Genomic DNA, 13,130 nt, shown 5'->3' on the forward strand with positions numbered 1-13,130 from the left:
GAAGATGCCCAACAGAAAACTGTTCTCTGCCCTCACCTTGGCGCGGCTGTCGCGGATGCCGGTGGTGACATGATAACGGCACAACTTGCGGCATGGATTGCGGGGACTGCAACGCGCGCCCTCCCGCCGGAGGTTGCCGCCCAGGGTCGGCTGAACCTGCTCGACACCGTTGCGGCGATGGTTTCGGGCACACGCCTTGTGCCGGGCAGACGCGCGCTCGACTATGCCCGCGCCGAGGCGGGACGACCCGAATGTTCGGTTCCGGGCACCGGATTGCTGACCGGACCTATGGACGCAGCCCTGGCCGGGGGGATGTGCGGGCACGCCGACGAGACCGACGATTCCCATGCCGACGCGCTGGTCCATCCCGGATGCGCCGTGGTTCCCGCCGCACTTGCAATGGCCGAGCGACATGACCGCGACCTGGGCGCACTTCTGAGCGCCGTCGTGACCGGCTACGAAGTTGGGTTGCGCATGTCCTTTGCGCTTGGAGCCTCGCGGATGGCGGACCATTACCATATGGCCTCGCAGTCCTGGGGCGGAACCTTTGGAGCCACCGCTGCCGCTGCGGTTCTGGCCGGGCTGGACGAAGCCAAGACCCATATGGCGCTGTCCTATGCAGTGCAGCACGCCGCCGGAAACCGATGCTGGATGCGCGATCCCGAGCACGTGCAGAAGGCCTTTGTCTTTGGTGGTCTGCCGGCCAGCTCAGGGGTGCGCGCGGTGCTGATGGCGGGGGCCGGTCTGACCGGTGTCGCGGACCCGATTGAGGGCACTCCCGGTCTCGCGGCGGCGTTTCGCGAGACATCGGACCCGGCCCGCGCAGTCGAAGGCCTGGGCGAGCATTGGGAAATCCGCCGAACCATCCTGAAGAAATGGAGCGTCGGCATGCCGATCCAGGCGGCACTCGACAGCCTGCAAAAGGCGGTGGCCGACGGTGGCTTGAGCGAAGCCGATATCGACCGGATCGAGGTGACACTGCCGGAACAGCGGGTCCGCGTGGTCGACTCGGCGATGCCCAATATCAACCTGCCGCACCTGCTGGCGCTGTTTCTGGTCGATGGCGGCGTGTCGTTCGACAGTATCCACGATCATGCCCGGATGTCTGATCCCGAGGTACGGCGGGTCGCGGCCAGGATCACGGTCACGCCACGACCCGGTGCCGGGCGGCGCGATCTGGCGCATCTTGCGGTCATCGCCAAAGGACGCCGCATGACCTACGCGCCCACCCATGTCCGCGGTCAGCCGCAGGATCCGATGACACGCGCAGAGGTCGCAGCCAAGGCTCTGGATCTGCTCTCTCCCGTGGTGGGGGCCGGGCGGGCGGCGGAACTGGTGAGAGCTCTTGACGGAAACGGCCCGGTGCGAACCCTGCGGGACCTCTGGTGCATCTGATGCCTCAGAGCCGGTGCCGCGGGCTTTGGTGTCACTGCAAAGGCCGCCAGCCAAAGACGGCCTCCGATGATGGAATCTCTGGCATCATTCTCTCGCCTGCCCCGTTCCGTGATCACGCCGCGACCCCCAGACCGGGATCGGGGCGCCAATCTGATCGGTCGGCCCGCGAAAATGATGTGGCGTCACCGGGTCGGTGGCATAGGTTCGGCGCAGGCAACGCGCGTACAGCACGGCGGACGGCTTCTTGCCGCCGCCGGATCGCAGGAACAATGAGGCCCCCATGACAAAGTCCGACCCTGGGCGCATCGAGGATCCGAGATTTCTCACCGGGACGGGGCAGTTTGCCGACGACATCCGGATCGACGGGGCGCTGCATGCCATGTTCCTCCGCTCGGACAGGGCAGCGGGTCGCCTGATTGCGTTCGATGTGACAGACGCCAGGTCGGTGCCGGGTGTGATTGCCGTCCTGACCGCTGCCGATCTGGCGCAGGACGGGATAACGGCGCTTTTGCCGGACACCGACCCGCCGCGCCACGATGGCCTTGCAGGGGTGCGATCATCAAGACCATTCCTGTGTGATGATCGCATCCGCATGGTGGGCGAGGCGCTGGCTATGGTCGTGGGGGACTCTTTGGCGGCCTGTCGCGCAGGGCTCGAGGCACTGGAGCCGGAGATTGCCGAGGAGACTGCCGTGGTCACCACCGTGCAGGCGCTGGCCCCGCAAGCTCCGCGCATCTGGCCGGGGGCTGTGGAGAATATCGCGTTCCTGCGGCGCTTTGGCGACCGGGACGCGGCGGCGCGGGCCATCGACGCGGCGGCGCACGTCACCAGACTGGAGATGAATGTCAGCCGGGTGAGCGCCGCACCGCTGGAGCCGCGCGCTGCGCTGGCGCTGCCGGTCGGCGCAGGCTTGGAGCTGATCACCGGGACCCAGAAACCGGCCTTGGTCCGTGCCCGCCTTGCAGAAGCGCTGCGGCTCGATCCGGCGCTGGTGCGGGTGCGCGTACCCGACATGGGCGGATCATTCGGGATGAAGGCCGGATTGCTGTGCGAGGATCTGCTGGTCGCCTGGGCGGCGCTGCGGTTGCAACGTCCGGTGCGCTGGACGGCGGACCGGGCAGAGTCGTTCCTGAGCGACGAACAGGCGCGCGACGTCCGGATCACGGCAGAGCTGGCGCTGGACAAGGATCACCGCTTTGCCGCGCTGCGGGCGCGATTGACGGTCAACATTGGCGCCTATTTTTCAGGCAAGTCCCTGGGCATGATCCGGAATATTGGCGGAATCGCAGGCGTCTACCAGACCCCCGCCTTTGACGTCGAGGTCGCGGGCATGTTCAGCCACACCTGCCCTATCGCGCCCTACCGTGGCAACGGTCGCCCCGAGGCGACCTATGCCATCGAACGGCTGGTGGACACCGCAGCGCGGGAATTGGGGCTGGATCCGGTCGCGCTGCGGCAGAAAAATCTGGTCCGGGGCGATCAGATGCCCTGGGACACGGCGTTTGGCGGCACCTATGATTGCGGTGATTTCGCCGCGACCCTCGACCGGGCGACGGTACTGGCCGACTGGCCGGGCTTTGCCGCGCGGCGCCGCGAGTCCGAAGCGCGGGGCCAGTTGAGAGGCATCGGTGTCGCAATGCCGATCGAGACGGCCGGCGGCCCTGCGAAGCGGCCGCGCCCCGATCGCGCCCTGGTCACGCTGCGGATCGACGGTCAGGTCGAGATCGCCACCGGCGCGGTGTCAAGCGGACAGGGATATGAGACCGCGATGCCGCGCATGGTGGCAAAGGTGCTTGGGATCCCGCCCGAGGCCCTCGGCTATTCCCAGGGCGACACCGCGACAGTGCCGGACGGGCGGGGCACGGGCGGTTCCGGTGGGGCGGCGGTCAGCGTGTCCGCGATGTTCCAAGCTGCGGGCCTTGCGCGTACCAGGGCACTGGAACTGGCAGCACGGCTGCTGAAGGCTGCGCCAGACGAGGTCGCCCTGTCTGACGGCCTGTTCCGCCACGCCGGATCGAACCGGACTGTCAGCCTGGGCGATGTGGCCGCTGCCGCCGACCCGGTCCGGGGTCTGCGGATCGACCACAGTTTCAGGCCGCCGGGCGCCACCTACCCCAACGGCTGCCATATCGCCGAGGTCGAGATCGACCCGGAGACCGGCACCGTCACGCCGGTTGCCTATACGTCGGTCGAGGATGTCGGCACGGTTCTGAATCAGGCACTGGTCGACGGCCAGCTGCATGGCGGTATCGTGCAGGGGATGGGGCAGGCACTGGTCGAGCGGTTGGTCCATGACGAGACCGGCCAGCTTCTGACCGCCAGCTTCATGGACTATGCGATGCCACGCGCCGCAGATGTGCCCGGATTGACCCTCGACAGCCTGCCGGTGCCGACGGCGCTGAACCCGCTGGGTGCCAAGGGCGTGGGCGAAGCCGGCACGGTGGGCGCGCTGGTCGCCGTGATGAATGCTGTCAACGATGCGCTGGCCGGGGCCGGAGCCGGACCGCTGGATACGCCGGCAACGTCCCACCGGGTCTGGGCCGCGCTCGATGCGGCAGGACGGACATGACCGCCGGGCGGTCGCGGTGATGGGCGCGCCGGCCTGTTGGGTCCATGTCCCGGGCAGGACATCCTTTTACCCCAAGCCGGAAGAGTGGGCGCGGATTGTCAGGGCCCTCGGACCACGTTGGGTCCGCGTGGACGGTGCTCGGGGGCACGCCGCCGCTTACTCACGGCTGGATCACGTCCCCGGTCTGTCTGCATGGTGGACCGGGGCGCTGGCATGGGACTTGTACTCACCAAGGCACTGTAGCAAAAGTTTCGGCGGGCAGTTCCCGCGTTGAAGCGCCCTCAGTTGAAAGGGAGGACCTTGCAACCGCCATGACGGATCCCGACCGCGAAAAACTTCAGGTCTTCTTGCCGAGCCTTACACAGTTGCGTGCGTTCTACGAAGTCGCGCGGCTGACCAGTATCTCGGGGGCCGCGGACTATCTGCGGCGATCACAATCGGCGGTCACGCAGTCGGTTCAGAAACTCGAGAGCGAGCTGGGTGTGACGCTGTTCGATCGCACCAGCGCGGGTTCCTACCTGACCGATATGGGCCGCATCCTCGAAAGCAGGATCGACCGTTGCTTTGACCGGATCCGGTCTGCGGTCGAGGCGCTTCTGATCGAGAACGGCGACGACCCGGCCCCTGCCGACGCAATGGCCCGGCGGATCACCCGCGCGCAGATCCTCGCCCTGACGGCAGTGCATGAGCACGGCTCTTTCGCTTTGGCCGCGCGGCATGTGCAAGTCTCGCTGACGTCGCTGCACCGCTCGGCCCGGACGCTGGAAAAGCAGCTTGGCCGCGAATTGCTGGTCAATTCGGCGCAGGGGGTCACGACCAACAGTGTCGGCGGGAAGCTGTCGAACCAGTTGCTGCTGGCGATCCGCGAACTGGAGTGGGCAGCCGAGGAAATACGCTCGCAGCAGGGCATCTATCGCGGCCGCATCGCGGTGGGCACACTGCTGCTGGCCGGAAACCCCTTTGTTGCGGTGCGGCTGGATGATTTCGTGACCCGCCATCCCGGCGTTCTGGTGCAGCTGATCCACGGATCATACGACGAATTGCTGGCCAAGCTGCGCGGCGGTTCGATTGATTTCCTGGTCGGACTGTTGAAAAATCCGCCACCGACCGACGATGTCGCCGAAGAAGGGCTGGCCAAGGATCCGTATGTGATCTGCGTGCGAAACGGTCATCCGCTGGTTGCGCGCGGGTCGGTGCGGGTCGAGGATCTGCGCGCTGCCGAATGGATCTCGCCCCGGCCCAGTTCGCTGCGGCGCGGCACCTACGAAGAGATATTCTCGGGCGGCCCACTGCCTGAATCGGGCGTCGAGACACATTCCTTGCTGACGCTTCTGGTGCTGTTGGAACGCAGTGACCGAATGGCGCTGATGACCCGGTCCGAACTGGCGCTGAACCGGCGTCTTGGCGGCCAACTGACCGAGCTGGGGTTTGCCGTGGATGCCGTGCCCCCGGAGATCGGCATCACCACGCGGGCCAACTGGAAGCCGCCATTGTTGCAGCGCAGTTTTCTGGCGGCCCTGCGCGCTACTCCGGCCGATGAAGGTTTGCCTTCGGAACCGTGATCGCGACCGCTGCGGTCCGGCATTCTAAAAATATGATGGATGCGAACCCTAATGGGATTTGATCGTGGCGGTTGTCGCGGTCATCTCTGATGGGCCGGGTGTCACCAAAGCCCAGGCCGGGTGATGGCGCATCGCTTCGGCACCGTGCCGTCCTTCCGGGACCGATCACGGCAGGGCAATGACGGGATGAGGGCGCAGGACAGCAACATGGAGAACAACACGTGACAATCGTCGACATTCACCCGCACATCGTCTCGCCCGATACAGATCATTACCCGATCACGCCTATTGGCGGAAAACGATCGGACTGGTCTGACAAGCACTCGGTCGATCTGGAAACCATGATCGCCGCCATGGACGCGGCCGGGGTGGACAAGGCCGCAGTTGTGCATTCCTCGACCACCTATGGCTTTAACTGCGAATACGTCGCGGATTCGATTGCAAGATATCCGGATCGGCTGACCGGCGTGTTCTCGATTGATGTGCTTGCTCCGGATGCCGTCGAAAAGATGAAAAAATGGGTCGGCCTGAACATGACCGGGATGCGGATCTTTTCGCGTGGTTCGACGCTGAAGGGCGCGGTTCTGGCCATCGACGATCCGGCCATCGGGCCTTGTTATGACTTTGCGGCAGAGATCGCCATGCCGGTCGTGTCGAACGTCACCATCGACAAGTTCAGCCAGCTTGAAAACGTGCTGAAGCAGTTCCCCGATACGATCCATGTCGTCGATCACCTCGGCAGTGCCGACTTTTCCGAAGGGTTCGACGCGGCAAAGGCGCTGTTCGATCTGGCGAAATATCCAAACCTGTATCTCAAGGTCTCGTCGCGCAACTTCACCAAGGCCCGCGATCAGGGCAATGCCGACAGCGTCTTTCCGAAACTGGTGTCGGAATTCGGCGCCGACAGGATGGCCTGGGCGTCGAACTATCCCGCAAACACCGGGACACTTGGCGACTTGCTCGATCTTGCGCGCGGCTGCTTGCAGGCGGTTTCCAAGAACGACCAGGTTCAAATCCTGGGCGGGACCGCACAAAAGCTGTATCCGGTTCTGGCCGACAATCAGTCCGTCACGGCCTGAGACAGGCACCAAGGCACGGCAGTTCCGCACTCCTGCGCAGTCGACAAAGTCAAAGTTGATTGAGGGAGACGGCTTATGCCGGAGATCTTGAGCATATCGGTCGCCGAAAGCCCGATGGAGGCTTTCCTATATCGACCGCCAGGCGCGGGCCCGCACCCGGCGGCTGTGTAGTGCCAGCATATTCCCGGCGCTCATGCGTGGATCGAGACGGACGTCTTCATCATGGCGACGGCAGAGCGCTACGCTGCCGCAGGCTATGTTGTGGTGGTGCGTTTCATCTTTCGCTGGTGGCCCAAGACGGAAGGCATCGAGGGCACGCGCGACGGATTTCGCGACGACTGGACCGAAAGCGATCTTCAGGCCACGGTCGACCTTCCGGAACGCAGCGAAGGGGTCGATCCGGCTCGGATTGCGATCGTCGGGCATTGTTGGGGGGACGTGTCGCCTGGATGGGCGCCGCGACCGACGACCGATACGCGGCCTGTGTTGTCTTTTGCGGCGGTCGGATCCGGCTGTGGCCGGACAGCCGCCCGGCCATCGACCGCGCAGCCAATATCCGCTGCCCGGTCGCGGGGGACTTCGGGATGTTCACTCCCGGCCTCTGGTGGATCGGGTCGAGGATGAACCGGTCTGACTCTGCAGTCCGGAATTTGCAGATGTACCCGCAGGGGATGAGGCCGCCGATGGTCTTGGGCCTGCGGGCGAAGTTGCAGGCTGCCGTGAAGTCGGCGAGGTGCATGCGCAGCTGATCGTTGCTGTCGTACTGGTAGCGCTTTGGCCGAGTATAAATGGTGTTCCGGTTCTGGGGCTGCTCGGAGAACTGGATGCCGCTATCTGTGAGAGTGGTGTGGAGTTCGTAAGGCACGGCTTCGCGCAAGTGCTGCAGGAACTCCCAGGCCGTGCGCCGGCCAGCCTTTTCAACGAGTTGGGTCACAGTGAACTTGTTGGTAGGCGCGGTATGCCGTGCCATTGCAGCCACCGATGAAGCGCCGAGCGCGACAGATGTGGGATCGACGGCTGCAAGGCGTAGAGGCAGTCATCGAGCGGCAGCAGCGTATGGCGTCGGAATGCCACGATGCTGCTTCCTCGGCCTCGGTCAGAACCGATTAGCGCGGCTCTCTCGGCCCGGTTGTCAAATCTTCGACCGTTGACCGCTTCCGCCACTTTGCAACGGTCCTGGGATTGATGCCCAGCTCCCGGCTCAGCGCCGCGGTCGCAGCTTGCCCCTCTCGGGATCATGCTTCGCATAACCTTGCCGGGAAATGGTTCGCTGCAATGCTCTGACGGCGTGCGTGCCCTCTCGGCAGATTTGCCGTGCAAATCGCCTGCCCGGTAACAGTACGTGGCGCTGCCGTGCCGAACTTGTCCCAATAATGCCTCCTTCCATTCCCGAGAAAGGATCGGCACCATCAAGCCGTGGGATCAAACACCTGGTCGCCCACTTCCTGCGCGGTGCCTTTGGGAAAGAGGTAAAAGTAGCTGTACTGAAACGCCACGTCGTATCCCTGCTCGGCAATCGTCGGCGCGTCAGGCAGTGCCGCGGTGCGGGCCTCGGACAGGCTGCCCAGGCCGCGCAGCTCTCTGTTGTCAAAATAGGGTTTCACCTGGCCAAGCGGGTTTTGCGAAACATCGACGTTTCCACCCAGAACAGCCGCGAGCCGGTCGGCGGAACCGCCGACATCGACAAAGTTGAACCCTGCACCCGTGTTGTTCAGCAGGGCGCCGACAAGATAGGTGGTGGCACCCGTATTGGGTGTGAGGCCAAATGCACCCGGATCCTCCTTGGTGGCGTCGATCAGGTCGCTCATGCTCTGCCAGGGAGCATCGGCCTTGACGACGAGAATGCCGCCCGGCTCCCGGCCTGAAATGCCTGCAAGTTCAACATCGCGCCAAGAAAAGCGTCAGGCCCGAGGCGGTGTTCACCATCATCGCGGTGTGGAACAGCAACACGGTCTGACCATCCGCAGCGGCTTCCTTTGCCTGTCGGGCGCCGATCGATCCCCCCGGCGCCAGTGACATTGATCACCGGCATGGCAACACCAAGGAACGGTTCAAGGCACTTTGGCTGCACCCGGGCGTGAAAGTCGGTGTGGCCGCCCGCGCCGTAGGGCACGACGATCTGGATGGGTCCGCTGGGCCACTGGTCCTGCGCCGTCGCGCTGCCAGGCACTGTCACTGTACAAGCGGCGGCAATGCCGAAAACCGTGCTGAAAATACCTTGGATGATGCGAGTGTCCTCCCCAAACCTGGGCGATGGCAGGTCACGCTCTGTGACCTTGGCCACCGGTAGTTGGCCCCACCGATACGGTCCAATGTTACAGAGGGATTGACCGATACCTTTCCTGTAACGAACCGGCGCGATGGAGGCCCCTGACATTGCCGTCCTGCATGGGCGCCAGCTTGCCGGGACCAAACCAAAAATCGAAGGCGCTATTCGGAAGAAACTTGATTGATGCGGCCGACACACCATATCACGTGGGCGCATCTGCGCGATCAACCGGTGACCGGGCCCCTCTGGCGGAAGTGGCGGCGCTTTCGCGATGTCGGCACCTGAATCTTCCAGCCGCCTGGAACAAACAGAACATGGTACAAGGGACACTCCTCCGTACGGAGGCAAATCGCAGGGATGCGACCGGTCGCAGCATGCTGTCTTACTTCAAATGGGCCTTTATCGTCACCGGACTGGGTATTCTGCTCGGAGCCTGGCTGGGCTGGGTGACCACCGGCACCCTGGCAGGCACACTGGCAATTGTTTTCATCTGTGCCGTGCTCGCAGTGCTTGAAATCTCGTTGTCGTTCGACAACGCCATCGTCAATGCAAACAAGCTGAAGCGGATGCGGCCGGAATGGCAGCGGCGGTTTCTGACCTGGGGCATTCTCATCGCCGTTTTCGGGATGCGGATCGTCTTTCCGCTGCTGATCGTTGTCATCGCCGCCAACATCGGCCCCTGGCAGGCGGTGATGCTCGCCGCGGCCCGGCCCGAGGAATACGCCCGGATCACGTACGAGGCCCAACTGCCCATTGCGGCCTTTGGCGGCGCCTTCCTGATGATGGTCGGGCTCAGCTTCTTTTTCGATCATGAAAAAGACGTGCACTGGATCCAGTGGCTCGAGCGGGGCGTGGCGAAATACGCCACCATTCGCGGCATCGAAGTCGCCTTTGTCCTGCTTGTGACCATGGGCTTCTCGAGGTTGCTGGAAGGGCCAGATGTGCAGGTATTCTTTTCCGCCGCCGTCTGGGGGTTGCTGACCTTCCTGCTGGTCGAGGTCATCGGCGGCTTGCTCGACAGCGCTCAATCCACGCTGGGGACGGCGGCGAAGGGCGGGGTCGGCGCATTCCTCTATCTCGAGGTGCTGGATGCTTCCTTCAGCTTTGACGGCGTGATCGGCGCCTTCGCGCTCAGCCAGAACCTCTTCGTGATCGCGATCGGCCTCGGGATCGGTGCGATGTATGTGCGCTCGATGACCATCATGCTGGTCGAGAAAGGCACGCTCGTCCAGTATCGTTTCCTCGAACACGGCGCCTTCTACGCCATCATTGCCCTTTCCATCGTGATGTTCGCACAGTCCGTCATCCACGTACCCGAAGTTGTCACCGGCCTCGGAGGCGCGGCACTGATCGGTGTGTCGCTCTGGTCGTCAAGGCGCTGGAACAGGTCGAACGGTGTCGCACCCCAGCAGTGATGGATACCAAGGCAATAAATGGCGACTGCATGTCTGACAGACCCAACTGAGACTTTGCCCTGCCCCCCGCTGGTCCCTCGTTCATAACGAGGGTCAGCGGGTTGGTGCTCTGCTCCCGGCCCCGTCGGTTCCGCGCCGAACCGGCAAAAACGCGGGGATCAATCGCCATTGGCCACAATCCCCGCATCCTGCAACTGTTCGAGATCCGGCAGATCGTGCAGGCTCTCCAATCCAAAGGCCACTAGGAACTGCTCGGTGGTGACGAAGGTGTAGGGCGCGCCGCGCCGGGGGCTGCGTGGACCCGGGGCAATGAGGTTGCCGGCGTGCAGCCGCCCGATCAGGTCGCGGCTGATCGGCTTGCCGAAGATGTCCCTGAGCCCGTCGCGGGTGATCGGCTGGTGGTAGGCCACGGCGGCCAGCACAGCGACGTCGAACTTTCTCAGGTCCGGCATCGCGTCCCGGACATCCGCCGCGGCGCGGATCGCAGGGGCATAGGCGGACCGGGTGCGCAACATCCAGCCCCCCGTCACCTTGGCAATCTCGAAAGAACGGCCCTCAAGATCGGCGGAAAGCTCGGCGACCAGCAAGTCGACAGAAGCCCCCTGCCCCACCACACGCGCCAGGTCTTCGCCCGGCACCGGCTTGGAAGACGCAAACAGCACTGCCTCGATCCGCCGCATCCATTCGCGCCAACGCAGCGGCGGCGGCAGGTCGGCAAGCTCGCGGTCCAGTTGCGGCTCGGAGCGGTTTTGCGCCTTTGGATTTGGCCGCCCGCCCGAGCTTCGGGCCCGTTTCCCACTTTCGCTGTCCATGCTCATGCCGACACTCCGTAAAGCCTGAAGCTGTCACGCCCGGTCAGCTCGCGCACCGCGCCCAGATCGACAAGCCTGTCGCAGAGCCGCCGCGCCGCCCGATCCGGCAGGGGAAGTGCCGAGGGTGCCACCGCATCGCGGGTCAGGAACATCTCGACCGCCTCCCCTGCCCCCTTGGCCCGCAGTTTCGGGGCGACAGCCTTCAGGTGCGCCGCGCGCCGCGCCAGATCTGCCGCAAGCCGCACCGCTTCGAGGGCCGAGGCCGCCAGCGCACGATGACAGGCCAGCCGCAGATCGTCGCCGCGCTTGCGCAGGTCGGTGCGCTTCAGGCCAGCGGCCAGAAGCGGCACCACGTGATCCCAGCCAAGTGCCTGGGCCAAGGCGGAATCCGCGAGGATCAGTGCCGACGCCTCCGCGCGCGGCACCTGCACCAGAACCGCCTCCAGAACCTTCGCGGCGCGGGTCGTCGGCGCGCCCTCCCCCGCGTCGATCCAGCCCGCGATGCTCACCGCATCCAGGTGGGGCAGCGCCCGGTGCAGCGCCGCAACCGAGATCGGTCGCTCCACCGCATGACGCCAGGCCAGGCAGGTTTCGCCAGCCGGACCGGGCAGATCGCCGGGACGCAAAAGATGTACCGCATCGCGCAGATCCGCCGCCCTTTCGGGACGCCCCGAGACGACGACACAGGCCTCCGCGGCGGCCAGGCTCAGCCTGTCGCGCAACAGGGCCCGGGGCACCTCTTCCCGCTCCAGTGCCAAATGCAGATGGGACAGCGCCGCGCCCGACAAAAACGCCACATCTTCAAGGGTTTCCGCACGGCCAGTGGTGACCCAGGAAGGAGCCCGGGGTATGATCTCGGACTCGGTGCTGAAGGTGGCAGTGGCATATGTCATGCCACAAGACTATCCGATAGCGGCGCTTATTACCACAATATATTGCTCAAACCGCCCCGCCTTGCCGGTTCTCGACGTGTTCAATACGTGTGCCTGAACAGACTGATCGGGACAGATTGCAGTTCAGTCTCGAAATCAGCGAAATTGCGGGGGAAATAACGGCTCAGCGGACGCAAGTTCGACGGCCCGCCCCTCTGATACGAGCGAGGCTGTGCCGGTCGACGAGGCAGGTCAGGGTAAAAGCGACGCCCGCGCCGCAACCTACGCCAACACGCTGATGGCCGGTGCGAAGGATTCAGAGCGTTCTGCGCGGTGGTGCCGGATGAAGGGCGTCGAGCGGCACTCCGAGATGCTCGGGCTTTACATCGCGGATCCGGCATCTCGCTAAGACACCCCACCTGCCCGATCGGTCAGTGCAATTGGGCGCCGCTGGTCAGGTCTTTCGCGGAACGTCCTGCAACATCGCTTGGTGCTTGATCGCACGATCCGACACATCGCACCCGTGTCGGCGGCCATTCAGCGGAAGCATGCGCGCCAGCCGGAGCAGAATAAAGCGATCCTGGGCGAGGTCATCTTCGCGATGATCTCCACCCTGCCCTTCGATCTGTGTGGATTGCAGCTGCAGGTTTGTGCGCGAAAACAACCGGGCTTTCATAGCGTAAAGGTCTGCCTTGAACGCTGTTCCGGGGCACAGGCCTGGGTCGACGCGTGAGGTCCTGCTTCTTGCAGTGCGGCGCTGCAGTCAGGATGGCTATTGCGACGACGCCGATGTCAAAGGCCATTTCCGCAGCGATCAGCACATCCTGAAGTCTTGCAGTTGGTCCAAAGCTCGCGAGGATTGCACAAGCGGTGCGCCGTTGGCGTGCGGCCCGGGTTTGCGCAGAACGAGCCTGGGATAGCTCCACCGATCAAGGATACTGTGAGCGGCAGGTGATGTGAGCCAACTCACGTCTGGTGCGCTTGTCCCCTGGAATGGCAAAACCCGCAGACCCGACGGGCGTAACCAACCACTTTGTCATTCAGTCCAACGTGGTGAGAGCCTGCCCCGAATGGCGTTCACAAATTCAATGGGTATCACTCCCCTGCGTCCCGTCATGTTTTGCATCGGGTGGAAGGCCGCATCGCGCTTTTCAGCG

At 64.2% G+C, this 13,130-nt stretch carries 11 protein-coding genes and 1 pseudogene; 7 read left to right on the forward strand and 5 right to left on the reverse strand.

Annotated elements, in window-relative coordinates:
* The first annotated feature begins 69 nt into the window (after positions 1–69).
* The 4 genes from FOY53_RS10490 to FOY53_RS10505 all read left to right on the forward strand — a co-directional run bounded on the left by FOY53_RS10490 (position 70) and on the right by FOY53_RS10505 (position 6,605).
* Positions 70–1,395 (forward strand): MmgE/PrpD family protein, encoded by a 1,326-nt coding sequence (locus tag FOY53_RS10490; RefSeq protein WP_146588534.1) that lies wholly within the window; start codon positions 70–72, stop codon positions 1,393–1,395.
* A 280-nt stretch (positions 1,396–1,675) separates the two neighbouring features.
* Positions 1,676–3,964, forward strand: a complete 2,289-nt coding sequence (locus FOY53_RS10495; RefSeq protein WP_146588536.1) for a xanthine dehydrogenase family protein molybdopterin-binding subunit — start codon at positions 1,676–1,678, stop codon at positions 3,962–3,964.
* A gap of 311 nt (positions 3,965–4,275) precedes the next feature.
* The gene (locus tag FOY53_RS10500; RefSeq protein WP_186766569.1) at positions 4,276–5,526 is read left to right on the forward strand and encodes a LysR family transcriptional regulator; all 1,251 of its coding nucleotides are present in this window, start codon (positions 4,276–4,278) and stop codon (positions 5,524–5,526) included.
* 221 nt (positions 5,527–5,747) lie between these two features.
* Positions 5,748–6,605: an amidohydrolase family protein gene (locus tag FOY53_RS10505; protein ID WP_146588540.1), complete on the forward strand. Its 858-nt coding sequence runs from the start codon at positions 5,748–5,750 to the stop codon at positions 6,603–6,605.
* A gap of 583 nt (positions 6,606–7,188) precedes the next feature.
* Here the strand turns inward: FOY53_RS10505 and FOY53_RS24200 are convergent.
* From FOY53_RS24200 to FOY53_RS23420, 3 genes and pseudogenes are all read right to left on the reverse strand, one after another.
* Positions 7,189–7,837, reverse strand: a pseudogene (locus FOY53_RS24200) (transposase family protein); the annotation flags it as partial.
* A 177-nt stretch (positions 7,838–8,014) separates the two neighbouring features.
* Positions 8,015–8,473 (reverse strand): tripartite tricarboxylate transporter substrate-binding protein, encoded by a 459-nt coding sequence (locus tag FOY53_RS10515; protein WP_342784212.1) that lies wholly within the window; start codon positions 8,471–8,473, stop codon positions 8,015–8,017.
* A gap of 10 nt (positions 8,474–8,483) precedes the next feature.
* Positions 8,484–8,624 carry a hypothetical protein gene (locus FOY53_RS23420; RefSeq protein ID WP_222435241.1) on the reverse strand — a complete coding sequence of 47 codons (141 nt, stop codon included), beginning with the start codon at positions 8,622–8,624 and terminating at the stop codon, positions 8,484–8,486.
* Between the two features lie 564 nt (positions 8,625–9,188).
* Here FOY53_RS23420 and FOY53_RS10520 point away from each other — a divergent pair.
* The gene (locus tag FOY53_RS10520) at positions 9,189–10,289 is read left to right on the forward strand and encodes a DUF475 domain-containing protein (RefSeq protein ID WP_146588859.1); all 1,101 of its coding nucleotides are present in this window, start codon (positions 9,189–9,191) and stop codon (positions 10,287–10,289) included.
* Positions 10,290–10,447: 158 nt separating this feature from the next.
* On the opposite strand, the gene scpB is transcribed toward FOY53_RS10520, so the two are convergent.
* Together scpB and FOY53_RS10530 are read right to left on the reverse strand one after the other, a co-directional pair.
* Complete coding sequence (gene scpB / locus FOY53_RS10525) at positions 10,448–11,101, reverse strand: SMC-Scp complex subunit ScpB (RefSeq protein ID WP_146588860.1); 654 nt, start codon at positions 11,099–11,101, stop codon at positions 10,448–10,450.
* Between the two features lie 2 nt (positions 11,102–11,103).
* Positions 11,104–11,994: a DUF1403 family protein gene (locus FOY53_RS10530; protein WP_146588544.1), complete on the reverse strand. Its 891-nt coding sequence runs from the start codon at positions 11,992–11,994 to the stop codon at positions 11,104–11,106.
* A 211-nt stretch (positions 11,995–12,205) separates the two neighbouring features.
* On the opposite strand from FOY53_RS10530, the gene FOY53_RS23070 reads away from it, so the two are divergent.
* Positions 12,206–12,382: a hypothetical protein gene (locus FOY53_RS23070; RefSeq protein WP_186766570.1), complete on the forward strand. Its 177-nt coding sequence runs from the start codon at positions 12,206–12,208 to the stop codon at positions 12,380–12,382.
* Between the two features lie 81 nt (positions 12,383–12,463).
* Entirely contained in the window at positions 12,464–12,706 is a 243-nt protein-coding gene (locus tag FOY53_RS10535; RefSeq protein ID WP_146588546.1) for a hypothetical protein, read from the forward strand.
* The last annotated feature ends 424 nt before the right edge of the window (positions 12,707–13,130 follow it).

The sequence above is a fragment of the Puniceibacterium confluentis genome, from assembly GCF_007923445.1.
Lineage (GTDB): Bacteria > Pseudomonadota > Alphaproteobacteria > Rhodobacterales > Rhodobacteraceae > Puniceibacterium > Puniceibacterium confluentis.

What these genes read in the sequence shown, in the direction of transcription:
- FOY53_RS23420 (WP_222435241.1), bottom strand. Translation starts at nt 8,624, where the DNA reads ATGTCACTGGCGCCGGGGGGATCGATCGGCGCCCGACAGGCAAAGGAA.
- FOY53_RS10500 (WP_186766569.1), top strand. Translation starts at nt 4,276, where the DNA reads ATGACGGATCCCGACCGCGAAAAACTTCAGGTCTTCTTGCCGAGCCTT.
- FOY53_RS10495 (WP_146588536.1), top strand. Translation starts at nt 1,676, where the DNA reads ATGACAAAGTCCGACCCTGGGCGCATCGAGGATCCGAGATTTCTCACC.
- FOY53_RS10530 (WP_146588544.1), bottom strand. Translation starts at nt 11,994, where the DNA reads ATGACATATGCCACTGCCACCTTCAGCACCGAGTCCGAGATCATACCC.
- FOY53_RS10490 (WP_146588534.1), top strand. Translation starts at nt 70, where the DNA reads ATGATAACGGCACAACTTGCGGCATGGATTGCGGGGACTGCAACGCGC.
- FOY53_RS10520 (WP_146588859.1), top strand. Translation starts at nt 9,189, where the DNA reads ATGGTACAAGGGACACTCCTCCGTACGGAGGCAAATCGCAGGGATGCG.
- scpB (WP_146588860.1), bottom strand. Translation starts at nt 11,101, where the DNA reads ATGGACAGCGAAAGTGGGAAACGGGCCCGAAGCTCGGGCGGGCGGCCA.